Consider the following 23,370-nt stretch of genomic DNA (forward strand, 5'->3'; position numbering starts at 1 on the left):
CCGCGCGGGCGGACCTGTGGGCGGTGAGCCGGGCCTCCAGGCTGTGCAGGAGTGGTCCCGGGAGCGGGCGGACCGACGCGACCGACCCCGGGAACGACGGAAGGGACGGCCGAGGCCGTCCCTTCCGGTGGTGCTGAGCGGTCTTACTTGACGGCAGCCTTGAGCTTCGAGCCGGCGCTGACCTTGACCGAGTCGCTCGCGGCGATCTCGATGGCGTCACCCGTCTGCGGGTTGCGGCCGGTGCGCGCGGCGCGGTGGGTCTTCTCGAAGGCGATCCAGCCCGGGATCGTCACCTTGGTGCCGTCGGCGACCGACGACGAGACGACGCTGAACAGCGCGTCGACGACGCCGTTGACGGTGGCCTGGCTCTGGCCGGACTCCTGCGCGACGGCAGCGACGAGCTCGGTGCGGTTCAGTGACTTGTCAGCCATGGATGTCCTCCTCGGACTTCTTGCAGTGTCGGTGGGACGTCGGGACGCCCGCCCGCCCGGAGCGGGGTGCCCTGGACGTGGTGGCCCGCAGGCGAGCACGCCGGGCGGAACCGACAGTGAACCTACCAGCCGGACCGTGCGCACACGACCGACTCGCCCGGATTTCCGGGGTTGTGGAGGGTCTGGAGGGGCCGGAGTGACCCGTGTGACGACCGTGAACGGCCGCAGGACCACGACGACGAACGCCCCGTCCCTCTGCAGGGACGGGGCGTTCGCAGGATCCGGTGCTTACCAGGAGCTCTTCGTGATGCCCGGCAGCTCGCCACGGTGGGCCATGTCGCGGAAGCGGACACGGCTGATGCCGTACTCACCGAGGTGGCCACGGGGGCGACCGTCGATGGCGTCGCGGTTGCGGTAGCGGACCGGCGACGCGTCGCGCGGGAGCTTCTGCAGGCCGACGCGGGCGGCCTCACGCGACTCGTCGGTGCCGTTCGGGTCCACGAGGGCCTTCTTCAGCTCGAGACGACGCTCGGCGTAGCGCGCGATGACCTCGGCGCGCTGGTTGTTCTTCGCGATCTTGCTCTTCTTCGCCATGCTTAGCGCTCCTCACGGAAGTCGACGTGCTTGCGGATCACCGGGTCGTACTTCTTGAGCACGAGGCGGTCCGGGTTGTTGCGACGGTTCTTCTTGGTCACGTAGGTGAACCCGGTCCCCGCGGTGGAGCGGAGCTTGATGATCGGACGGACGTCCTGACCCTTCTTGGCCATCAGATCTTCTCCCCACGGGCGAGGAGATCCTTGACGACGGACTCGATGCCGCGTGCGTCGATCACCTTGATGCCCTTAGCGCTGAGCGTGAGCGTGACGTTACGACGAAGCGAGGGCACGTAGTACGTCTTCTTCTGCACGTTCGGGTCGAAGCGACGCTTCGTCCGGCGGTGCGAGTGCGAGATGTTGTGTCCGAAGCCGGGGGTGGCTCCGGTCACCTGGCACACTGCTGCCATGGTTTCCTCCTGAGGTACCGAGCGACCGGACGGCCGCTCCCAAGTTCACTTGCCTGGCACGCACGCGCTGGTCCGGGGACCGAGCGAGGGGGTTGTGCGCGCCGCCCAGGCCCGCGGAACCTGTCGAAGGAGCCGTGGGCACCGCGCGACCGCGGCGTTCGCGACGGTCGGAGGGCTTGGAACAACTGGGTCTGCTGCGTGGACGCGGCGGACCAGGGATCAACACTACGCGACGACCGGGCGTGTCACAAGCCGGGGGCGGTGGAGGCGGCGTGGCCGGGAGGTGCGGCGCGGTTCCGCGATCGTGGAACCTCGCGGGGCTGCACGCCCGGGTTCCGTCGTTCTGGGACCTCGCGGGGCCGCACGCCTCCTTCGTGGACCCTCGACGATGGGCGGGCGGCGAGTCGTGGAACCTCGACGACGGGCGGGCGGCGAGTCGTGGAACCTCGACGACGGGTCGGCGGCGAGTCGTGGAACCTCGCGGGGCTGCACGCCCGGATTCCGTCGTTCTGGGACCTCGCGGGGCCGCACGCCTCCTTCGTGGAACCTCGACGATGCGCGGGCGGCGAGTCGGGGAACCTCGACGACGGGCGGGCGGCGAGTCGTGGAACCTCGACCACCGACGGGCGGCGGGTCGTGGAACCTCGACCACCGACGGACAGCGAGCCGTGGGACCCCGACGACGAGCGACCGACCGACCGCCCGGCAGCCGCCGCGCCTACGGCCCCTCGGTCGGCCGCGGGGCCAGCGCCTGCACCAGGAGCGCATCGAGCTCCTGCGGCGCCGTGAACATCGGCCAGTGCCCGGTCTCGAGCCCCAGGATCGTCAGGTCCTCGACCGCCACGAGCTCGGTCGTCCACGCGTGGTGCTCCGCGACCATCGCCGCGAGCTCCGCCGCCGGGACCTCGCACGACACCACGGTCGCCGGGATCCGGTGCCGCGCGGGATCGGCGTAGTGGAACGGGTCGGACGGTACCGCCGCGGGCTCGGGGACCGCCCGGCGTTCGAACGCCTCGCGCAGCGCGGGCGTCATGCCCCGGACCGTCGCCGGCTCCCACACGTCCCACGACGGCAGCGGCACGACGCCGTCCACGACGGGCAGCTCGTCGTTGATCCGGGCGCCGTCCGGCCCGGGGAACGTGTCGACGTAGAGCAGCTGCGCCACGAGTGACGGCCGCTGGTCCGCCGCCATCAGCACCATCGGTCCGGCACCGGAGTGGCCGGCGAGGGCGACCGGCTCGTCGGGCGTCGCCACCTGGTCGAGCACCGCGACGATGCCGGCGACCTGTTCGTCGAGCGTGTCACCGGTGCGCGTGATCGACTGGACCGAGTGCCCGGCCTCCTGCAGCACGGGCGTCACCTCGTCCCACGCGCTCGCGTCGAGCCAGAAGCCGGGCACCAGGATGACGTGCATGCGCGGGAGGTTACTCCCCGGTCCTCGCCGCGGTGCAGACCGCGCACTCGCCGAAGATGTCGACGACGTGGCTCGCGTTCGTGAACCCGTTCGCGGCGGCGACGTCCTGTGCCCAGCGCTCGACCGGGTCGGCCTCGATCTCGACCGTGCGGCCGCAGTTCCGGCAGATCAGGTGGTGGTGGTGCTTGTCCGTCGTGCACGCGCGGTAGAGCGACTCGCCGTCCTGCTGCAGCGAGTCCGCGTCACCCTCGGTCGCCAGGTCGGCGAGCGCTCGGTAGACCGTCGCCAGTCCGATCGTGGAGCCTCCGTCACGCAGGTGCTGGTGGAGCGCCTGCGCGCTGACGAACCCCTCGGTGCCGGACAGCGCGCTGCGCACCGCCTCGCGTTGCCAGGTGTTCCGCTTCGGCTTCTGCACGGCGTTCATGCGGTGACTCCTTCCCTGCGGGTCGCGTCGGTCGACGCGTCGGTCTCGGTCTGGAGGCGCGGCGCGCCCCCGTCGTGCTGCTCACGGTCCGCGATCCGGTCGCGTCCGCGACGGTCCTTGCGTCCGCCCACGATCCGGCAGACGACCCAGATCACGAACGAGATCGTCGTGACGTAGGGGCTGATCGGCAGCCCGCCGCCGAGTGCGAGCAGGATGCCACCCACGACCGACACGACCGCGAAGACCGTCGACAGCACCGGCACGACGACCGGGTGCGAGGTCAGGCGGAGCGCCGCGGCGGCGGGCGTGACCAGCAGCGAGAGCACGAGCAGCGCGCCGACGATCTGCACGGAGACCGCGGTGGCCAGGCCGAGCGCCAGCATGAACACGATCGCGAGCGTCCGGACGGGCACGCCCGCGGCCGCGGCGACGACGGGGTCCACGGACGCGAACATCAGCGGGCGCCAGATGACGAGCAGGGTCACGACGACGATCGCGGACACGACGATCAACGAGGTCAGCTGGGGGTTGTCGACGGACACGATCTGCCCGGTGAGCAACCCGAACTTGTTCGCCGCCCGGCCCTTGTAGAGCGCCAGGCAGAGGATCCCGAGCCCGAGGCCGAACGGCATGAGCACGGCGATGATCGAGTTCCGGTCGCGGGCCTTCGACCCGAGCAACCCGATCAGCAGCGCCGCCACCACCGAGCCGAGGAGCGACCCGGTCACGACGTTCACCCCGAACAGCAGGGCGGCGCTGGCACCGGCGAACGACAGCTCGGAGATGCCGTGCACGGCGAACGGCATGTTCCGCGCGACGACGAACGGTCCGATCAGCCCTCCGACGATGCCGAGCACCGCTCCGGCCCAGATCGAGTTCTGCACGAGTGCCAGGAGCTCGCCGTAGTCCTGGAACGAGAACACGGTCGACAGGACGTCCATCAGATCCGCCCTTCGTCCGGCGCGGCGGCGTGCGGGTCGGGGTCGCAGTGGTGGTGCGCGCCGGTCTGGTCGTGGGCCTCGGCCGCGCCGACGATGACGATCCGCCCCATCGTGCGGACGACGTCGACGGGGGTGCCGTACAGGTCGCTCAGCACGTCGGCGCGCAGGACCTCGTCCGGAGCGCCGATCCGGAAGCGCCCACCCGCGATGTAGAGCACCCGGTCGACCACGTCGAGGATCGGGTTGACGTCGTGGGTGACGAACAGCACGGCGGCGTCCTGCTGGCGGCGCTGCCGGTCGATGAGCTCGGTGACGCCCCGCTGGTGCCGGAGGTCGAGCGAGATGAGCGGCTCGTCGCACAGGAGCAGCGCGGGGTCCGCCGCGATGGCCTGGCCGACCCTGGTCCGCTGCTGCTCACCGCCGGACAGCTCGGCGACCGGGGCGTCGGCGAACGCGGTCGCCCCGACCTCGTCGAGGATCCGGTCGATGCGGGCACGCTCGGCCCGGCTGGCGGGCAGGACGCCCCACCGCGAGCCGGTGACGCCCTGCGCGATCATGTCCCGGGCGCGCAGGGGGGTGCCGGCCTCCATCAGCCGCTGCTGCGGGATGTAGCCGATCTTCCGGTGCCCGCGCCGGACGGGCTGGCCGAGGAACGACATGGTGCCGCTCGTCAGGCGCTGCTGCCCGAGCACCGTGCGCAGGAGCGAGGTCTTGCCGGCACCGTTCGGACCGAGCACGGCGACGAACTCCCCCGGCGCGAGGTCGAGGTCGAGGTGCGACCAGAGCGTCCGCGCACCGTACGACAGCGCGGCGTCACGCAGGGCGAGCACGGCGGAACCGCCACGGCCGGTGGCCGCAGCGGTTCGCGAGGGGGTCTGGACCGCGGTCACTTCGTGAGCGCCGCCTGGATCGCGTCGATGTTCGCCTGCTGCCACGAGACGTAATCCTCCCCCTTCGGGAGCGTCTCCGTGACACCCACCACCGGGATGCCGGCCTGGTCGGCGGCCTTCTTGACCTGTTCGGTCTCGGGGCTGGACGTCTGCTCGTTGTAGGCGAGCAGCTGCACCTTCTTCTCGCTGAAGAGCTGCAGCGTGTCGTTGAGGGCGGCCGGCGGGACGTCGTCGCCCTCCTCGATCGCCTCGGAGAAGGCCTCCGGCGTGATGTTGTCGAGACCCATGGCGTCGAACAGGTACCCGGGCACCGGCTCCGTGTACGACACCTCGTCGCCGTCGACCTTCGCCTTCGCCGCGGCGGTCTGCGACTCGAGGTCGTCGAGCTTCGTGGTGAGCGCCTTCGCGTTGCGCTCGAAGGTGTCGGCGTGCGCGGAGTCGAGCTCGGTCAGGCGCTGCTCGACGTCGGCCACGAGCTTCACCATGGTCGGGTAGTCGTAGAACACGTGCTCGTTGAACTCGGCGTCACCGCCCCGGTCCAACCCGGACAGGTCGACGACGTTGATCGTGTCGGCCTTCGTGTCCGACGCCTTCGCGAGCGTGGTCATGAAGTCGTCGTAGCCGCCGCCGTTCTCGATGAGCAGGTCGGCCTTCGACACGGCGAGCTGCGTCTTGGCGCTCGACTCGAACGAGTGCGGATCCTGTGACGGGTCGTCGAGGATGCTCGTGACCTCGACGTCGTCGCCACCGACGGTCCTCGCGATCGAGCCGTAGACGTTGGTCGAGGCGACGATCCGCACGGTGCCGTCACCCGATGCGTCCCCGGACGCGGAGGACGTGGCGCAGCCGGTCAGCACGAGTGCTGCGGCGCCGGCGACGAGCGGCAGGGCGAGGAGGCGGCGGTTCTGCATGCGTACGACCGTAGATGCAAGTGATAACGATTGTCAAAACCGGTGTCAGGAACGACGGGAGGCGCGGTGCCAGCCGGCACCGCGCCTCCCGTCCGCCACCTGGTCGCGTGCGCGATCAGGCCTTGGTGGCCGCGTCGATCGTGTTCTCCGCGATGGTGTCCTCCTCGCGGCCGGGGGTGCGCAGGTTCCACTTCTTGATCACGAACGAGAACAGGAAGTAGTAGACGACCGCGTACGCCAGGCCGATCGGGATGAGCCAGATCGCCCCGTCGGCCTTGCCGAAGTTCAGCACGTAGTCGATCGCACCGGCCGAGAACGAGAAGCCGTCCCGGATCCCGAGCGCGTTGACCAGCGCCAGCGAGGTGCCGGTGAGGAACGCGTGGATGACGTAGAGCGGGAACGCCACGAACATGAAGGAGTACTCGAGCGGCTCGGTGATGCCCGTCACGAACGACGTGAGGGCGGCCGAGATCATGATGCCGCCGACGAGCTTGCGGTTCTGCGGCTTGGCGTTCCGCCAGATCGCCAGGGCGCCGGCCGGCAGCGCGAACATCATGATGGGGAAGAAGCCGGTCTGGAAGATGCCCGCCGTCGGGTCGCCCGCCAGGAAGCGCGCGATGTCACCGTGGTACGTGACGCCACCCGTGGTGAAGCTGCCGAGCTGGAACCACGGGAAGAAGTTGAGCAGCTGGTGCAGCCCGATCGGGATGAGCATGCGGTTGACGAACCCGAAGACGCCACCACCGAGGACGGCGTTGTCGGCGACGGCCTGCCCGGCTGCGGTCAGGGCGATGTCGAAGTAGCGGTAGACGAACGACATCAGGACGGCGATGACGAGACCGGCGACGGCCGTCAGGATCGGGACGAGACGGCGACCCGAGAAGAAGCCGAGGAAGTCGGGCATCTTCGTGCGGTGGAACCGCTGCCAGAGCACGGCGGAGACCAGACCCATCACGATGCCCCCGAGGACCCCGAAGTTGATCGTGGCCTGCTCGCCGTTCGCGTCCTCCACGCCGGCGAGCACGATCGGCGACATGGCCGCGAAGACCTGGTACATGACCATGTAGCCGACGACCGCGGCGAGCGCCGTGGTGCCGTCCGACTTCTTCGCCCAGCCGATCGCGATGCCCACCGCGAAGAGCAGCGGCAGCCAGGTGAAGACACCGTTGCCGGCCGCAGCGATGATCGAGGCACCCTGGGCGAAGCCGGGGATGGCGCCGAGCATGTCGGACTGCCCCAGTCGGAGCAGGATGCCCGCGGCCGGCATGACCGCGATCGGCAGGAGCAGGCTCCGACCGAGCCGCTGGGCGTTCGCGAAGAGCCTGGACTGCTTCTTCGGGGTCTTCTTCTCCGGCACGTCCGTTGCAGCAGCGGTGCTCATCGGCGTTCCTCTCGTCGTCGGGTGGAGCTGTCGGGGTGAGTTGAGTCGTCGGTCGCGCCCGGGTACCCTCGGCGGTACCGCCGGTCCGGTCCTGTCCGGTCATGACCAGTTCCGTAGTCTGAACCCCTACCTGACGTGTGTCAACCCGGTGCGAGAACCCGTAACGAGGAGGAAACGATGGCCGACATCAAGGCAGCCGACATCATCGCCGCACTGGGTGGCGCGGACAACATCGACGAGGTCGAGGGCTGCATCACGCGCCTCCGCGTCGAGGTCGAGGACGGCGACCTCGTGGACAAGGCCGCACTGCAGGCAGCGGGCGCCCAGGCCGTCGTCGGCGGCGGCACCGGGTGGCAGGTCATCGTCGGTCCGATCGCCGACAACCTCGCGCAGGACATCCAGGACGAACTGTGACGACGGTCCGGACCCCGTTCGCGGGCCCGGTCGTCGCACTCGCCGACGTGCCCGACCCGGTGTTCGCCGAGCAGCTCGTCGGCGCCGGGGTCGCGGTCGACCCCACCGGTGTCGAGGGCGCGGTGACCGCGGTGGCCCCGGTCGACGGCACCATCGTCAAGCTGCACCCGCACGCGTTCGCCCTGCAGGGCGCCGCGGGGACCGACGTCCTCGTGCACGTCGGCATCGACACCGTCAAGCTCAAGGGCGAGAGCTTCGAGCTGCTCGCCGCCGAGGGCGACACCGTGCACGCGGGCGACCCCGTCGTCCGCTTCACCCCGTCGGTGATCTCGGCCGCCGGCTACTCCCCGGTGTGCCCGGTCGTGGTGCTCGGCAGCGCGCCGGACTCGGTCGAGCAGTCGACGGTCGGCACCACGGTGGCCGAGGGCGGCACGCTCTTCACGGCCTGAGCCGCGGGCGGCGCTGCCGAGCCTCGCCCCTGCGGACGGTTTCGCGAGCCAGGTGCCGCGAAGACGTCCGCAGGGCCGAGGCTCGCGGCGCCGTCGGCACCCGCGCTACGCGACGGACCGGGTCGCCGTGACCTCCATCTGCACGCGGTACCGGTCCGAGCGGTACCACGAGCGCGCGTGCTCGACGGGCCGGTCCCCCGAGTACGACACGCGGTCGAACTCGAGCACCGGGGCGCCGGTCCTCGTCCCGAGCAGCGTCGCGACGTCGTCGGCCGCGGGCTTCGCCGCCACCGTCTGCTGGGCCCGGTCGATCGGCGTCGCGTACTCGTCCGCCGCCAGGGAGTAGACGGACCCGGACAGGTCCTGCTCGAGCAGCCCCGGGAATGCCGACGCCGACAACCACGCGTCGTCGATGGACACCGGGGCGCCGTCCGCCATCCGCAGGCGCTTGAGGTGGTACGCCGACTCCCCCTCGCCGAGACGCAGGGCCGCGACGGTGTCGACCGGCGGCACGCGCTCCTCGCGCACGAGCACCACCGTCGTCGGCACGTGCCCGAGTGCCCGCATCTCCTCGGTGAACGAGGCCAGGTGCAGGGTCGACTGCACGGGTCGGTGCGCCACGAACGTGCCCTTGCCGCGCACCCGCTCCAGGTACCCCTCGTTCACGAGCTGTCCCAGGGCCTCGCGCACGGTGATCCGGGAGACGCCGTACTCGGCGATGAGCTGGCGTTCGGAGGGGATGGCCGCGCCGGGTGCGAGCCGTGTGGTCGCGAGGTCGAGCAGGATCCGCCGCAACTGCTGGTGCTTCGGTTCGGCACCCTCGGTGATGCGGCTCGTCATGCGGTCCTCGTGCTCCGTAGCTCGCTGTCGTACTGGTCCACCGGGTCCGGCAACTGGTCGCGCAGCTGGTACTGGGCGGACATGACCAGTTGCTCTCACAGTAGCGATTCGTCCGGAGAACGCCAACGCCGTGACAAGATGACGCGCGTGACCTCGGTGGTGATCGTGGACGACGAGACCCTCGTCCGGTACGGCTTCGAACTCATCCTGGGCGCGGCGGCGGACATCGACGTCGTCGCCACGAGCGGTGACGTCGACGCCGTCGAGACGGTCCGCCGGCACGCGCCCGACGTGGTCCTGCTCGACGTGCGGATGCCGCGGGTGAACGGGCTCGAGGTGCTCGCCGCGCTCCGCGGGCTGCCCGAGCCGCCGGCGGTCGCGATGCTCACCACGTTCGACACGGACACCCAGGTCGTCGCGCAGGCGATGGAGTCGGGCGCCGCCGGGTTCCTGCTCAAGGACACCGACCCGGAGTCGCTCGCCGAGTACGTCCGCGCCCTCGCCCGCGGCGGGATCGTCCTGGCACCCGGCCTCGACCGCACCCGTCTGTTCTCCCACCGCACCACGACGCCGGCCCCGGACCTGTCCGCCCGGGAGCACGCCGTCGTGCGACTCGTCGCCGAGGGCGCGAGCAACCCCGAGATCGGCCAGCGCATCGGCGTGAGCACCGGGACCGTCAAGGAGGACGTCCGCGCCCTGCTGTCCGCCTTCGGCGTCACGACCCGTGTCCAGCTCGCGCTGCGCGCGGCCGAGGCCGGACTGCTCGATGGCTGAGCCGGTCCGGCCGGGTCGCGTCCGCGGACTGCTCGCCCGGACGGACGGGAGGCTCGACGCACTCATCGGCGTCGGCCTGCGCCGTGCGCGCGCGCACCCCGCGCCCTGGTGGCTGGTGGACGCGGTCTTCCTCGCGGCCGCGGTCGTCGACGCGGTGCTCGACATCGCCGGCGCGACGACCACCGAGATCACGCTCTCGGTGATCGCCGCCGCGGCGCTCGTCCTGCGCCGCCGCCTGCCCGTGCTCACGTTCGCCCTGACCATGCCCGGACTCTTCGTCGGCTCCGGTGTCGTCGCGGCGAGCATCGCGCTCTTCACCCTCGGCGAGCGCACCGACCGGCGGTGGCTGATGCTGCTCGCCGCGGCCGTGCAGTTCGTCGGGTTCAGCGGGTTCGTCGTCGGGCCACCACAGCAGCTCGGCGAGATCGTCGTCTCGATCGTCTACGCGCTCATCTTCGCGCTCGGGCCGCTGGCGATGGGGCTGCTCGTCCGGACCCGGGCGGACCTGGTCGACCGGATCGCGGAGCTCGGGGCGTCCCGTGCCGAGGAGCGCCGCCGTGCCGCCGAGGTCGCGCTCTCCCGCGAACGGGCCCTGCTCGCCCGCGAGATGCACGACGTCGTCTCGCACCAGGTGACCCTGATCGCCGTGCAGGCCGGTGGCGTGCAGATGGCCGGGCGGGACGAGCGCGAGCGGGAGTTCGCGCGGACGATCCGGCAGCTCTGCGTCGTGACGCTGCAGGAGCTGCGCGAGATGGTCCAGGTCCTCCGCGCCTCGGGCGGCACCGACCGCGAGATCGCACCGCAACCGGTGCTCGCCGACCTCCCGCGGCTCGTCGCGGCCAGCGGACTCGAGACCGACGTGGCGGTGGACCTGCCCGACTCCCTGCCCCTGCCCGTGCAGCGCGCCGTCTACCGCTTCGTGCAGGAGGGCCTGACGAACGTCCGGAAGCACGCGCCCGGCGCCCGCGTCCGGGTGAGCGGCCGGCTGCACGACGACCAGGTGCTCGTCGACCTGGTGAACGGGCCGGCACGGAGCGAGCGGCTCGAGCTGCCCGGCTCGGGGCTCGGCCTGATCGGGCTCGGCGAACGCGCGTCCCTGCTGGGCGGGCGACTCGAGTTGGGGCCGCAACCCGGTGACGGCTTCGCCCTGCACCTGCGGCTGCCGGTCGAGCACCGACCGAGCGTCCCCGTTCCCTGACGGCGGACGAGCGGGCAGCGTCCGACCGATCCGCGGACGATCGGCCACCAGCCCTCCGGGGGACGCCCGGTGGCCGATCGGCCACCGGTGTTCACGCCACCGCCCGATGCGCCGGCCCGGTGTGTCCGGCTGTGATGGCAGGGTGGTCCAGTCAGCTCTCGTCGCCAGCACCCGCCGACACCCCGTCTCGGTCGGTGTCGCAGCCGCATCGGTCCTGCTCGCCGTCACGGCACGCATCGCCCACGCCGAACCGGACTTCCCGCACCACCCCCCGGTCGCCTGGGCGGCCCTCGCGGTCGTCGTGGCCGCGACGGTGCTCGCCGAGCGGACCCTCGGATCCCTGCGGACGGTGCTGGTCGGCGCGGGCGCACCCCTGGCCGCCGTCGGTGTCACGTACCTGGCGGTGACGGTCGGCGCGGCGATGGGCGAGGCCCACGCCGAGACCGCCGCGGGTGAGCCGTTGTTCGCCCCGTCCGCCGTCGCGACCGCCCTGCTCGCCGCGGCGTCCGCGACGATGCCGACGGCACGTCGGCGTCGCCTCCGCGCCGTCCTCTGGACGGTCGTACTGACCCTGGTGCTGTTCGCCGGTCACGGGTCCGACACCGCGCGCGCCCTGGCGACCCTGTTCGGGACCGTGGCCGGTGCGCTCGTGGTGCGCCGCGCCTCCCGGCCGACACCGACCGCACCGCGCCCGGACCGCACCGTCGTCGCCCACCCTCGTTCGGTCGTCGTCGCGACGCTCGTCGCCCTCGGTGCCGGCACCCTGGTGACGCTCGTCGTACCGGAGCCGGACGGCGTCCTGTCGCCCTTCGCGGACGCCATGAGCGACCGGGCGACGGTGCTCGTCGGGGCGCTCCTGATCGGGGCGGCCTGGCTCGTGCAGCGCGGACGTCGCACCGGGCTCGTGCTGGCGGGGGGCCTGCTGGTGACGCTGTCCGCCGTGCTCGCCGACGTGTTCCTCATCGAGCCGCTGCAGGACGGCTTCGTGCAGTGGCAGGGCCTGACGACCGACCAGGTCGAGTGGCAGGTGACGCTGTTCGGCGCATGGGCGGTCCCCGCAGCCGTGCTCCTGGCGATCGTGGTGCTCCGCGGTCAGCTCGTGCGCGCCCGCTTCCGCGCCACGTCGACCTGCGGCGAGGACTACCTCGGCATGCTCCGCGACGGCGACGCCGGCACGCTCGGGCACATGGGCACCTGGCGCGGCAACGCGACCTGGACGCACCCGGACGGACGCGGCGCGGTCGCGTACCGGGTGCACGGCGACGTCGCGCTCACCGTCTCGGACCCGGCGTGCGCCGCGGCCGACCGCGCCGAGGTCGTCACCGCCTTCGCCCGGGCCTGTGAGCGGAACGGCTGGACCCCCGCGTTCACGAGCGTGCACGAGCCGGTGCGGGCGATCCTCGCGGCCGAGGGGTGGGCGTCCTTCCCCGTCGGCGTGGAGTCGGTGCTCGACGTGACGACCTTCGACCTGCGCGGCAAGAAGCGCCAGGACCTCCGGACCGCGTCCAACCGCGCCGACCGCGAGGGGCTCCGTGACGAGTGGACGACGCTCGCCGCCCTCGACGCCGACCGGCGCGCGCAGGTCGAGGCCATCTGCACCCGCTGGGCGGCCGACCGCCGTCTTCCGGAGATGGGCTTCACGCTCGGCGGGTTCCACGAGCTCGACGACCCGGACGTCCGGCTGCTGCTCGCGGTGACCGCCGAGGGACGGGTGACCGCGGTGACGAGCTGGCTGCCCGTGTACGAGCACGGGACCCTGACCGGGTACACGCTCGACGTCATGCGCCGCGGCGAGGACGGGATGCCCGGCGTGATGGAGTTCCTGATCGCCCGGACCGCCCTGCGCGCCCGCGAGGCGGGCCTCACCACGATCAGCCTGTCCGGCACGCCGCTCGCCCCGCACGCCGGTGCCGGCTCGTGGGTGGCACGCGGCTCCGCGCTGCTCGCCCGGGCACTCGAACCCGTCTACGGCTTCCGGTCGCTGCAGCGCTTCAAGGAGAAGTTCGGCGCGAGCCACGAGCCGCTCTGGCTCGTCGTCCCGAGCGCCCTGCAGGCTCCTCGCGTGGCCCGTGCCCTGACCAGCGCCTACGTGCCCGGGCTCCGTCCGAAGCACCTGTGGGCACTCCGCCAGGCGCACGTCGCCCCGGCGGCGAAGCAGCAGGCCGCCCGCTCGTGAGTCCCACCGAGTGGATCCTGGCGACGCAGCTGCAGGCACCGTCGAAGCTGGTCCCCGCCGACCTGGCGTTCGCCGTCCTGGCCGTCGCCGTCCTGCTGCCCGCCGTCCGGCAGTGGCGGTCACGGCAGGCCTGGCGACGCGTCGGGACCCGCGCCGCGATCGCCGTCGTCGCCGCCCTCGTCGTGGTGGCGGCCTGCTGGGTCACCACCCACGTCGTCGACCTGTTCGGGGTCGCGCTCAGCCCGGTGACGCAGATGTGGAGCGCGCTCGCCGGTGCCGCGCTGGCGCTCGCGGTCACCGGGGTCGTGCAGGGCGGCCGCTGGCGACGGGCGCTCGCGATCGTGCTCGTGCCGGCGGCGCTCCTCGTGCCGGCGCTCGGCATCAACGTCGAGTTCGGCAAGTACCCGACGCTCGGCACCGTCGTGCAGAGCGACCCGTGGCCGGCCTACGACCCGGACGCCGCTCCCCTCGGGACGATGCCCACCGCCGGGGTCGTCCGGACCGCGACCATCCCCGGCACCCGCTCGCACTTCGACGCCAGACCGGCCGTGGTCTACCTGCCGCCCGCGGCCCTGGTGCGGGATCCCCGTCCGCTGCCCGTCGTGATCGCGTTCTCGGGGCAACCCGGCGCTCCCGGTGACCTGTTCACCGCGGGTCGCCTCGCCGAACCGCTCGACGCGTACGCCCGAGCCCACGACGGTCGCGCGCCGATCGTCGTCAGCGTCGACCAGCTCTCCGCGCCGGGGAGGAACACGATGTGCGTCGACTCCCGGCTCGGGAACGTCGCGACCTACGTGATGCACGACGTCCCGGCCTGGATCGCGGCGAACATGCCGGCGACGACCGACCGGAAGGCCTGGGGGCTGACCGGGTTCTCGCAGGGCGGCACGTGCACGATGCAGTTCCTCACCGGGCACCCGTCGGAGTTCGGTGCGGCGCTGGCGGTGTCGAGCGAGCTCCAGCCGATCGACCAGGGGCCGCAGCACAGCGCCGACCAGGCGTTCGGCGGGTCCGTGGCGGCGTGGCGTGCTGCTGCACCGATCGCACAGATGCGGGAGAACGGGCTCGACGGACACGCCCTCTGGCTGACCGCCGGGTCGTCCGACCGGAAGTTCAGCGAGAACGCCCGGAAGCTCGGGCACGCGGCGCGGGCGGCAGGAGCCCGGGTGACGATCGGGTCCGCTCCGGGCAGCGGGCACGACTGGAACACGGTGCAGTGGTCGTTCCGGACCGAGGTGGCACCGTTCGCGGACGCCCTGTTCGCGGCGGAGCACTGATCCAGTCGGAATGTCGTACATCCGATCTTTGACGTCAGCCTCCCGTTCTGTGACGGTGAGCAGACACGTCAGACGGACGGAAGGACGACGACATGGAACACAAGGGGAAGCAGGTCCTGCTCGGCCTCGCGCTGACGATCGGCCTGGTCGGCGGAACGGCGACGGTGGCGGTCGCCAGCCCGACCGAGGTCCTCGGGCACGGCCCCGAGGCGGGCGGGGTGGTCATCCCCGACTCCGGCGCCGGTACGACGGGCGAGCGCCGGTCCTCGGGGCAGCAGCGGAGTGACGGCGGGGGCGGGAGCTTCTGGCAGTGGGGCGTCAGCGGCGGAGACGTGTGGTCGAACTACTTCCGTGAGAAGCGTTGCCACGGCGCCACCGCGGTCGGCAAGAAGACGAAGCGCGTCACCGTTGTCGCAGGTGGTCGGTACGCCTACGCGGCAACGCCGAAGAAGTCCAGCGGGAACCAGGCGTACTACCACAACTGCTGAACCGGTCAGGCTCGAGAGAACGGTATGCGATCCCGCGCGCTGAGGCTCGTCTACGCGATCCCACCCGTCCTCGCCTTCGTGCTCGCGTTCGTCGGGCTGGTCGAGAAGGACGAGTCCGGCGTGGTCGGCGCGACGTCCTCGATCACCGTCTCCCTCGACGGCGCGGCGCGGCCGAACCGGATCATCGCCGGAGCGATCAGCCGCGTCGCCGAGGAACACCACGCGACCGTCGTCCGGATGATCGCCGACCGCGCGGACCCGAACGGTCGCCGGACAGCGCTCGTGACCGACGCTCCGGGGACGCTCGGCGAGCAGTGGCTCGACGACGGCTACCCGGACTTCTCCCGCGCGGTGTCGACCCGGGTCCAGCCGATGTCCGACCTCGACCGCGTCGACCCGACCGGCACGTACGAGCTCTTCGGGGACGAGGCTGCCCGGCACGACCTGGTCCGCGCCTTCGCCTCGGTCGGCTACGGAGCGGCCACCGAGTCGATCCCGCTCCTGGCCCGGCTCGGCATCGGCGAGACGGTCGACGGCACCGCGGGACTGGTCGGCATCCTCGTGCTCGGATCAGCGACCGCGTGCCTGGTCGCGACGGTCGGTTCCCCGCGGCGCTGTGCGGTCCGCCGACTACACGGGCAGAGCACGGTGCGCATCCTGCGGCAGGAGCTCGGAGCACTGCGGACGAGCGTGGCGGTCGTGCTCGTCGGGGCCCCGATCGTCGCCGTCGGCATCTGGCTCGTGAACGGCGCAGCGCAGTGGCCGGCACTCGTCGCTGCGACCGCGGTGCTCGGCGCCGCGCTGCTCACGCCGGTGGTGCTCGCGCACGCGACGGGCGTCCTCCTCGCCTGCCGACGCCCCCTGGTCGACGCCCTCCGTGGGTCGCGGCCACCGGGCGGGGTCGTCGGCCTCGCGCACGCCGCACGCCTGGTGGCGACGCTGCTGCTCGTCGCCGCGGTGAGCGGTCTCGTCGGCGCCGAGGTCGTGGCGCGGACGTCCGGTACCGAACGGGACCTCCGTGCGGCGGGGACCGCCGTGCAGCTGTGGATCACGCCGGACCCCCGACCGATCGAGTCGCAGGCGTACTGGGACCGGCTCGGCCGGTTCGCCGGTGGAGCGCTGCAGGACCACGACGCTCTGCTCAGCGCGGTCAAGGAGGTCTCGACCGGTTCGGGCAACGCCGGGGTGCCCGCGCTCTTCGTCGACGCCGAGTACCTCCGGCTCCAGGATGTCCGCGCGGCAGACGGCACCCGCATCCGCGCCGGGTCGAGACCGACCGTCTGGATCCCCGAGCACAGCCGGCTCGATCCGGACGCACTGGTCCAGTCGCTCACCGGCTGGGACCTCCGCGATGCGCCCGATGCGGCCCGCAGGGACGTCACCGTCGGGCGCCTCGGTACGCCGGAGCTCTGGACCTACCCGGACGGCGGCTCGGTGCGGGGCTGGCTCGACGACGCCGTCCTGGTGGTCGTCCCGACGCCGGCCACGACGTTCTCGGCGGACCAGCTCGGCTCGTGGCTGTCGACCGGCGACGTCGTGTTCCGCTCTCGCGCCCACGCGGAGCGGGCCATCACCGCTGCCGGGGTCGGCTCGGAGATCAGCGCGGTGGTGGACGTCGGGCAAGCGGCCGCCGAGACGGCGCGCGATGCCCGACGGACGGTCGTCGCCCAGGCTGCTGCGGTCGTCAGCGCTGCCGTCGTGGCGGTCGTACTCGCCGCGCTCGCCACGTCAGCCCATCGTCGACGGTACGGCCGTGCCCGGTTCGCCAAGACCGTCGCGGGCGTCCACCCCGTCCGTGCCGACGGCGACCTGCTGACCGTCGAGGTCGTGTCGGTCGTCCTCGCAGCACTGGCAGCCGGAGTGGCGTGGTCCCGGCTCCGGCTGGACGATGCGGGGCATCTCTCGGTGCTGGACCCACTGACGCAGGCCGCGAGCCCGTCGGCCCTGCTCGCGGTCACGGCCGCGGTGGTCGTGTCGATCCTGAGCACGTCCATCGTCCTCGGCACGGCGCGCGAGACCGACCGATCACGAGGAGACGAGGCGCGATGATCGAGGCACGAGGGATCAGCAAGCAGCGGGGCGGTCGCACGCTCTGGGAGGACCTCACCTTCTCGGTCGCCGCCGGCGAGGTCGTGGCACTCACGGGCCCCAGCGGTTGCGGCAAGTCGACGCTGCTCGACTGCGTCGGCCACATCGACCGGGTCGACTCCGGGACGATCCGCATCGGCGGTGTGGACGCGGGACGGAGCGCACGCCGCGCGCGCCTGCTCCGCCGGGACCACATCGGCTACCTGTTCCAGGACTTCGGACTGGTCCACGACGCGACCGTGGGGGCGAACGTCGACCTCGCCCGACCGACCGGGCGCGGCCGTCGTCGGGGCCTCTCGACCGGTCCGGCGCTCGAGCAGGTCGGACTCGGCGGTCGCTCGACCGCCCGCGCCCATGAGCTGAGCGGCGGCGAACAACAGCGCGTCGCGCTTGCGAGGCTCCTGGTCAAGCAGCCGTCCGTCATCCTCGCCGACGAGCCGACCAGCGCACTCGACGCCGACAACGCCGCGCTGGTGCTCGATCAGCTGGAGTCGTTCGCGGCCGCGGGTGCCGCGGTCCTCATCGCGACACACGCTCCGTCGGTCACGCAGCGCACGGCACGCGTGATCACGCTGCGGGACCCTCGGGACCACCGAGGCGGGACCTGATCAGCAGACCCGTTCCTCGGCGCCGTCCGCCTCGTCAGGCGTTGCGGACGAGCCAGGCGAACTGCTCGTCGGTCAGCTCGCGATCGGTCCAGACCTGACCGAGCACACCGTCCGGGGCAGCGACCGACGCCGGTCCCTGCCAGACCAGCGCGAGCCCCGCCTTCCGCAGCACAGCGGCCGACGCCGGGTTGTTCGTCAGCACCCGACCGGTCACCGGCGCGCAGGGAGCCGCGCGGTGCGCCTCGGCCACGGCTGCGCATGCGAGCTCACCGGCGTAGCCGTTCCCCCAGGCTGCGGGGTCCAACCGGTAGCCGAGGTTCCAGACCCCCGCCGCCGTCATGTCGACACCGCCGACACCGACGAACGCGCCGTCCGACGTCCGGACCGTCCACGACCCCAGGCCGTGCCGCGCACGGCCGCCGATCTTGCGCTGCACCAGGTCGACCGTGGCCGAACGGTCGGCGTGCCGCCCGGAGGGCAGATGCGCCCAGGTCCGCGCGTCGGAGAAGACCGCGTGCGCGTCGTCGATGTCGGCGGGCGTGAGCGGTGTCAGCACCAGGCGATCCGTCCGGATCTCCTGCTGCGGGGTCAGGAGCTGGTGGGCCATGCTCCGATCATCACCCGCGCCACCGACAACCGCGTGAACACCACGCGACGTCCGCGTGATCCGGCCCCTGACTGCGGCTTCGCGCAGCCCGGGGCCGGACCAGGACGGGCGTGCAGGCGTCAGTCGAGCAGCAGCGCCGGCTCCTCGAGCACCGAGGCGATGTCGTGCACGAAGCGCGAGGCCACGTCGCCGTCGACGACCCGGTGGTCGAAGGACGCGCCGATCGTGGTCACCATGCGCGACCGGACCTCGCCGTCGACGACCCACGGCTTCGGCTTGATCGTCCCCATGGCGACGATCGCGACCTCGCCCGGGTTGAGGATCGGCGTCCCGGTGTCCATGCCGAACACCCCGATGTTCGTGATCGTCACGGTGCCGTCCGCCATCTGCTGCGGCGTCGTCTTGCCGTCACGGGCGGTGAGCGTCAGGTCCTCGAGCGCCTTCGCGAGCTCGAACAGGGACATGTCCTGCGCGTCCTTGATGTTCGGCACGATGAGCCCACGCGGGGTCGCCGCGGCGATGCCGAGGTTCACGAAGTGGTGGACGATGATCTCCTGGTCGGTCCAGGTCGAGTTCACCGACCGGTTCCGACGGACGGCCCAGATGACGGCCTTCGCGAACACGAGCAGCGGCGAGACCTTGACGCCGGCGAACGTCGGCGAGGACTTCAGGCGCCCGACGAACTCCATGGTGCGGGTCGCATCGACGTCGACGAACAGCGACACGTGCGGCGCCGTGAACTTCGACGTCGTCATCGCCTTCGCGATGGCCTTGCGGACGCCCTTCACCGGGATCGTCTCGCGGCGCACATCGCCCCACTCGGGGGTCTCGATGTTCCGGAAGACGCTGGCCTGCTTCGCGTGCCGGATGACGTCGTCACGCGTGACCTCGCCGGCGAGGCCCGTCGGCACGACCTCGGTCAGGTCGACGTCGAGGTCCTTCGCGAGCTTGCGGATCGGCGGCTTCGCCAGGACGATCCCGGACACGACGGCCTTGCGCGGGCGGGTGCCCTGCGCCTCGACCGCCTGCGAGATGGAGTCCTCGGCAGCGTCGGCCGCCGCTTCGGCTGCGGCGACGGCATCCGCACTGGAGGCACGGCTCGCCTCGGCAGCGAGGGCTGCGGCCCGGCGCGCACCCGGCTTGCGGCGGGACGGCGACGTGGTCGCGGAGCCGTAGCCGACCAGGACGGCGCCGGACGACTCGTCCGTACCGACGACGGTGGCGTGGTCGGCGACCGGCTGCACCGGTGCGGCGTGCTTCGGCTGCGAGGCAGCGGGGGCGGGCGCCGCAGCCGCAGCCGCAGGGGCCGCCGGGGGCGGCGTCTGCTGCGCCGGAGCCGGGGCGACGGCGGCGGGTGCTGCCGGTGCCTGCGCGACGGGAGCCGGTGCGGGGACGGCGGCAGGCGGGGTGGCCTGGACGTCCGGCGAGGCCGGGACGCTGTCGGCGACCCGCGTCGCGCCTCCCGGCTGCTCGGTGCCGGACGCGGCCTGCGCGTCGGAGTCGACACGGATGATCGGCTTGCCGACCTCGACGGTGTCGCCCTCGGAGACGAGCAGCCCGGTGACGGTGCCCGCGAACGGGGAGGGGAGCTCGACGAGCGACTTCGCGGTCTCGATCTCGACCAGGACCTGGTCGACGGTGACCTCGTCCCCGATCGCGACGCGCCACTGCACGATCTCGGCCTCGGTCAGGCCTTCGCCCACGTCGGGCAGGGGGAATTCGGCGGCGGGCACTGCGGCTCCTTCGAACGTTCGGTCGGCTCGGTCAGTAGGCGAGGGCGCGGTCGACGGCCTCGAGGACACGGTCCGCGTCCGGCAGGTGCAGGTGTTCGAGCTTCGACACCGGGAAGGGGACGTCGAACCCGGACACCCGGATCGGCGGTGCCTGCATCGTGTAGAAGCACTGCTCGGCGACGGTCGCGGCGATCTCACTGCCCACGCTCACGAAGCCGGAGGCCTCCTGCGCGATCACCAGGCGGCCGGTCTTCCGGACCGATGCCAGCAGCGGCTCCCAGTCGATCGGGGAGATCGAGCGGAGGTCGATGACCTCGCAGCTGGTGCCCTCGGCCTCGGCGATGTCCGCCGCCTGCATGAGCGTGGCGACCATCGCACCGTGGCCGACGAGGGTGACCTCGGTGCCGGTGCGGGCGACGCGGGTGGTGTGCATCGGGACGTGGCCGTCGACGAGGTCGACCTCGCCCTTGGGCCAGTAGCGCGACTTCGGCTCGAGGAACACGACCGGGTCCTTCGACGCGATCGCCTCCTGGATCATCCAGTACGCGTCGTTGGGCGTGCTCGGGCTGACCACGCGCAGCCCCGGGGTGTGCGCGAAGTACGCCTCCGGGGACTCCTGGTGGTGCTCGACGGCACCGATGTGACCGCCGTAGGGGATGCGGATGACGACCGGTAGCGACATGTGCGCCGGCAGGCGGTTCTGCATCTTCGCGAGCTGCGAGGTGATCTGGTCGAAGCCCGGCCAGACGAAGCCGTCGAACTGGATCTCGACGACCGGACGGTACCCGCGCAGGGCGAGGCCGATCGCGGTGCCGATGATGCCGGCCTCGGCGAGGGGGGTGTCGCGGACGCGCTCGGCGCCGAAACGTTCCTGCAGTCCCTCGGTGATGCGGAAGACCCCGCCGAGACGACCGATGTCCTCGCCCATGAGCAGGACCTTGTCGTCGGCGGCCATGGCGGCGGCCAGGCCGGCGTTGAGCGCCTTGGCCATCGGCAGGTTCTGCACGGGTTCGCTGGGGACCTCGCCGGCGCCCGGGTGGGCGCGGAGGGTGTAGTCGAAGAGCTGCTCGGTGGTGCTCATCAGTGGGAGCCCCCTTCGTAACCGGCCTCGTACTGCTCGAGCCAGGCCTTCTGCGCGGTCGTGACCGGGTGCGGCTCGCGGTACACGTTGTCGAACATGACGCCGACGGGCGGCGGGGTCAGGGCGACGGTGCGGCGGCGGACGTCGGCGGCGATGTCCTCGCCCTCCTCGTCGAAGCGTGCGAGCTGCTCGTCGGTGATCCCACGGCTGCGGAGGTACGCGGCCGAGCGGGCGATCGGGTCACGCTCGACCCACGAGGTGAGCTCGTCGTCGAGGCGGTAGCGGGTCGGGTCGTCGGAGCTCGTGTGCGCGCCGATGCGGTAGGTCTCGGCCTCGACGAACGCCGGGCCCTGGCCGGAGCGGGCGTGGTCGGTCGCCACGAGGGACGCCGTGTACGACGCGAGCACGTCGTTGCCGTCGACGCGGACGCTCGGGATGCCGAAGCCGCGGGGGCGGTCGACCAGCGGCGTCGGGGACTGCACCGACACCGGGACCGAGATCGCCCAGTGGTTGTTCTGCAGGAAGAACACGACGGGGGCCTTCGTCGAGGCGGCGAAGACGTACGCCTCGTTCACGTCGCCCTGGCTGGTCGCGCCGTCGCCGAAGTAGACGATGGTGCAGGCGTCGCGGTCGGGGTCGCCGGTGCCGACGTCGCCGTCGAGCTGCTGGCCGAGCGCGTAGCCGGTGGCGTGCAGCGTCTGCGAGCCGATCACGAGCGTCGAGATGTGGGTGTTGCCCCGCTCGTCCGGGTCCCATCCGCCGTGCGTCTGGCCGCGGTACATCGCGATGATCTCCATCGGCTCGACGCCGCGGTGCATCGTGACGGCGTGCTCGCGGTACGACGGGAAGACGTGGTCCTGTGCCCGGAGCGCGAAGACCGATCCGACCTGCGCTGCCTCCTGCCCGTGGCTCGGGACCCAGAGGCCGAGCTGTCCGGTGCGCTGGAGGTTGTGGCCTGCGTGGTCGAACCGACGCGTGAGCACCATGCGGCGGTGCATCGCCAGCAGGGTCTCGTCCGGGATCGCCCGCGCGACGGCGGCGTACTCGGCGTTCTCGTCGGTCTCCACGAACCGGCCCTCGGGGTCGAGGATCCGGACGGTGGCCGTCGCGGGGGCCGCGGCGTGGAATGACATGTCGGTCAGCGTAACGCCCGGGCCTACCGGGCCGCCTGGAGGTCCCCCACAAGCGACCCCGCCGTTTCGAGGAGCGTTTCCACAGCCTCGTGCTCGCCGATCGACACCCGGATCCCCTCCTTCCCGAAGGCCCGGACGATGATGCCGGCAGCCTCGAAGCGCTCGGCCGCGTGTGCCGTCAGGTCGCCGGTCGGCAGCCAGACGAAGTTGCCCTCTGCGTCCGGCACGTCCCAACCCTGGCCGCGCAGCGCGGCGACGATGCGGTCGCGGCTGGCCGCCAGTTCGGCGACGCGCTCGAGCAGTTCGTCCTCGCGCTCGAGGCTGGCGAGCGCAGCGGCCTGGCCCTGCGCCGTCACCGACAGCGGGATGGCGCAGGCACGGACGGCGTCGAGCACGTACGCCGGGCCGAACGCGTACCCGACGCGGAGGCCCGCGAGTCCGTATGCCTTGGAGAACGTGCGGAGGACGACGAGGTTCGGGTACCGCTCGAGCAGCGGCGTCCCACGGACCGCGGTGGGCTCGGTGATGAACTCGGCGTACGCCTCGTCGAGCACCACGAGCACGGTGGACGGGACGCGGGCCATGAAGGCGTCGAACTCGGCGGCGGTGACGACCGGGCCGGTGGGGTTGTTCGGCGTGCAGACGATGACCATGCGGGTGCGCTCGGTCACCGCGTCGGCCATCGCGTCGAGGTCGTGCCCGCCGTCGCGGCGGTTCGGCACCTGCACGCTCGTGGCTCCCGCGACCGTGACGACCCCCGGGTAGGCCTCGAAGGAGCGCCACGCGTACACGACCTCGTCCCCGGGGCCGCTCGTCGCCTTCGCGAGCTCGTGCAGGATCGCGACGCTGCCCGGGGCGACGTGGACCTCGTCGACGGTGAGCCCGGCGCGGTTCGCGAGCACGGCCCGGACCGCCAGGGCGGTGGCGTCCGGGTAGCGGTTGAACGCGGTCTGCGCCTGCACCGCCTCGACGACGCCGGGCAGCGGCGGGAACGGGTTCTCGTTGCTCGACAGCTTGAAGGCGTCGGGCGCGGCCTGTCGTCCCTGCTTGTACGCGGGGAGGACCGCCACCTCGGGCCGGATGTGCACGCGCTCGTCAGTCACGCGCAC

Annotated in this window: 25 protein-coding genes; 9 read left to right on the forward strand and 16 right to left on the reverse strand. The window is 72.2% G+C overall.

What is annotated here, in order from left to right:
• Positions 1–143: 143 nt before the first annotated feature.
• The 10 genes from QUG93_RS10425 to QUG93_RS10470 all read right to left on the reverse strand — a co-directional run bounded on the left by QUG93_RS10425 (position 144) and on the right by QUG93_RS10470 (position 7,395).
• Complete coding sequence (locus QUG93_RS10425; protein ID WP_058727660.1) at positions 144–431, reverse strand: HU family DNA-binding protein; 288 nt, start codon at positions 429–431, stop codon at positions 144–146.
• A 288-nt stretch (positions 432–719) separates the two neighbouring features.
• Complete coding sequence (gene rpsN, locus QUG93_RS10430; RefSeq protein ID WP_022903745.1) at positions 720–1,025, reverse strand: 30S ribosomal protein S14; 306 nt, start codon at positions 1,023–1,025, stop codon at positions 720–722.
• 2 nt (positions 1,026–1,027) lie between these two features.
• A complete protein-coding gene (gene rpmG / locus QUG93_RS10435; RefSeq protein WP_022908193.1) occupies positions 1,028–1,198 on the reverse strand; it encodes a 50S ribosomal protein L33 in 171 nt (56 codons plus the stop codon).
• A complete protein-coding gene (gene rpmB / locus QUG93_RS10440; RefSeq protein ID WP_022903747.1) occupies positions 1,198–1,434 on the reverse strand; it encodes a 50S ribosomal protein L28 in 237 nt (78 codons plus the stop codon). Before rpmB ends, rpmG begins: the two co-directional genes overlap by 1 nt.
• 718 nt (positions 1,435–2,152) lie before the next feature.
• Positions 2,153–2,848 (reverse strand): alpha/beta fold hydrolase, encoded by a 696-nt coding sequence (locus QUG93_RS10445; RefSeq protein WP_289473833.1) that lies wholly within the window; start codon positions 2,846–2,848, stop codon positions 2,153–2,155.
• A 10-nt stretch (positions 2,849–2,858) separates the two neighbouring features.
• Entirely contained in the window at positions 2,859–3,272 is a 414-nt protein-coding gene (locus QUG93_RS10450; RefSeq protein WP_289473834.1) for a Fur family transcriptional regulator, read from the reverse strand.
• Positions 3,269–4,213 (reverse strand): metal ABC transporter permease, encoded by a 945-nt coding sequence (locus tag QUG93_RS10455; RefSeq protein ID WP_289473835.1) that lies wholly within the window; start codon positions 4,211–4,213, stop codon positions 3,269–3,271. Before QUG93_RS10455 ends, QUG93_RS10450 begins: the two co-directional genes overlap by 4 nt.
• Entirely contained in the window at positions 4,213–5,103 is an 891-nt protein-coding gene (locus QUG93_RS10460; protein WP_289473836.1) for a metal ABC transporter ATP-binding protein, read from the reverse strand. The genes QUG93_RS10455 and QUG93_RS10460 overlap by 1 nt, the downstream gene beginning before the upstream one ends.
• Positions 5,100–6,014: a metal ABC transporter solute-binding protein, Zn/Mn family gene (locus tag QUG93_RS10465; protein WP_289473837.1), complete on the reverse strand. Its 915-nt coding sequence runs from the start codon at positions 6,012–6,014 to the stop codon at positions 5,100–5,102. The genes QUG93_RS10460 and QUG93_RS10465 overlap by 4 nt, the downstream gene beginning before the upstream one ends.
• Positions 6,015–6,129: 115 nt before the next feature.
• Positions 6,130–7,395: a PTS transporter subunit EIIC gene (locus QUG93_RS10470; protein ID WP_289473838.1), complete on the reverse strand. Its 1,266-nt coding sequence runs from the start codon at positions 7,393–7,395 to the stop codon at positions 6,130–6,132.
• A 135-nt stretch (positions 7,396–7,530) separates the two neighbouring features.
• Here QUG93_RS10470 and QUG93_RS10475 point away from each other — a divergent pair, with 135 nt between their 5' ends.
• The gene (locus tag QUG93_RS10475) at positions 7,531–7,809 is read left to right on the forward strand and encodes a PTS sugar transporter subunit IIB (RefSeq protein ID WP_289473839.1); all 279 of its coding nucleotides are present in this window, start codon (positions 7,531–7,533) and stop codon (positions 7,807–7,809) included.
• Positions 7,806–8,258 (forward strand): PTS sugar transporter subunit IIA, encoded by a 453-nt coding sequence (locus QUG93_RS10480; protein WP_289473840.1) that lies wholly within the window; start codon positions 7,806–7,808, stop codon positions 8,256–8,258. The genes QUG93_RS10475 and QUG93_RS10480 overlap by 4 nt, the downstream gene beginning before the upstream one ends.
• 105 nt (positions 8,259–8,363) lie before the next feature.
• Here the strand turns inward: QUG93_RS10480 and QUG93_RS10485 are convergent, their stop codons facing one another.
• Positions 8,364–9,098 (reverse strand): GntR family transcriptional regulator, encoded by a 735-nt coding sequence (locus QUG93_RS10485; protein ID WP_289473841.1) that lies wholly within the window; start codon positions 9,096–9,098, stop codon positions 8,364–8,366.
• 147 nt (positions 9,099–9,245) lie between these two features.
• Here QUG93_RS10485 and QUG93_RS10490 point away from each other — a divergent pair, with 147 nt between their 5' ends.
• From QUG93_RS10490 to QUG93_RS10520, 7 genes are all read left to right on the forward strand, one after another.
• Positions 9,246–9,872, forward strand: a complete 627-nt coding sequence (locus QUG93_RS10490) for a response regulator (RefSeq protein WP_289473842.1) — start codon at positions 9,246–9,248, stop codon at positions 9,870–9,872.
• On the forward strand, positions 9,865–11,070 hold the full coding sequence (locus QUG93_RS10495) for a histidine kinase (RefSeq protein WP_289473843.1): 1,206 nt from the start codon (positions 9,865–9,867) through the stop codon (positions 11,068–11,070). The genes QUG93_RS10490 and QUG93_RS10495 overlap by 8 nt, the downstream gene beginning before the upstream one ends.
• Before the next feature lie 142 nt (positions 11,071–11,212).
• A complete protein-coding gene (locus tag QUG93_RS10500; RefSeq protein ID WP_289473844.1) occupies positions 11,213–13,246 on the forward strand; it encodes a bifunctional lysylphosphatidylglycerol flippase/synthetase MprF in 2,034 nt (677 codons plus the stop codon).
• The gene (locus QUG93_RS10505) at positions 13,243–14,523 is read left to right on the forward strand and encodes an alpha/beta hydrolase (RefSeq protein WP_289473845.1); all 1,281 of its coding nucleotides are present in this window, start codon (positions 13,243–13,245) and stop codon (positions 14,521–14,523) included. Before QUG93_RS10500 ends, QUG93_RS10505 begins: the two co-directional genes overlap by 4 nt.
• A 92-nt stretch (positions 14,524–14,615) precedes the next feature.
• Entirely contained in the window at positions 14,616–15,011 is a 396-nt protein-coding gene (locus QUG93_RS10510; RefSeq protein WP_289473846.1) for a lactococcin 972 family bacteriocin, read from the forward strand.
• A gap of 24 nt (positions 15,012–15,035) precedes the next feature.
• Positions 15,036–17,060: a hypothetical protein gene (locus tag QUG93_RS10515; protein WP_289473847.1), complete on the forward strand. Its 2,025-nt coding sequence runs from the start codon at positions 15,036–15,038 to the stop codon at positions 17,058–17,060.
• Positions 17,057–17,707 carry an ATP-binding cassette domain-containing protein gene (locus QUG93_RS10520; RefSeq protein ID WP_289473848.1) on the forward strand — a complete coding sequence of 217 codons (651 nt, stop codon included), beginning with the start codon at positions 17,057–17,059 and terminating at the stop codon, positions 17,705–17,707. The genes QUG93_RS10515 and QUG93_RS10520 overlap by 4 nt, the downstream gene beginning before the upstream one ends.
• Positions 17,708–17,741: 34 nt before the next feature.
• On the opposite strand, the gene QUG93_RS10525 is transcribed toward QUG93_RS10520, so the two are convergent.
• From QUG93_RS10525 to QUG93_RS10545, 5 genes are all read right to left on the reverse strand, one after another.
• Entirely contained in the window at positions 17,742–18,314 is a 573-nt protein-coding gene (locus tag QUG93_RS10525) for a GNAT family N-acetyltransferase (protein WP_289473849.1), read from the reverse strand.
• 119 nt (positions 18,315–18,433) lie between these two features.
• The gene (locus QUG93_RS10530) at positions 18,434–20,047 is read right to left on the reverse strand and encodes a dihydrolipoamide acetyltransferase family protein (protein ID WP_289473850.1); all 1,614 of its coding nucleotides are present in this window, start codon (positions 20,045–20,047) and stop codon (positions 18,434–18,436) included.
• A gap of 31 nt (positions 20,048–20,078) precedes the next feature.
• Positions 20,079–21,038: an alpha-ketoacid dehydrogenase subunit beta gene (locus QUG93_RS10535; RefSeq protein WP_289473893.1), complete on the reverse strand. Its 960-nt coding sequence runs from the start codon at positions 21,036–21,038 to the stop codon at positions 20,079–20,081.
• Between the two features lie 89 nt (positions 21,039–21,127).
• The gene (locus QUG93_RS10540; RefSeq protein WP_289473851.1) at positions 21,128–22,261 is read right to left on the reverse strand and encodes a thiamine pyrophosphate-dependent enzyme; all 1,134 of its coding nucleotides are present in this window, start codon (positions 22,259–22,261) and stop codon (positions 21,128–21,130) included.
• Positions 22,262–22,284: 23 nt separating this feature from the next.
• Positions 22,285–23,364: a histidinol-phosphate transaminase gene (locus QUG93_RS10545; RefSeq protein WP_289473852.1), complete on the reverse strand. Its 1,080-nt coding sequence runs from the start codon at positions 23,362–23,364 to the stop codon at positions 22,285–22,287.
• Between the last annotated feature and the right edge of the window lie 6 nt (positions 23,365–23,370).

Source organism: Curtobacterium caseinilyticum (assembly GCF_030363035.1).
GTDB lineage: Bacteria > Actinomycetota > Actinomycetes > Actinomycetales > Microbacteriaceae > Curtobacterium > Curtobacterium caseinilyticum.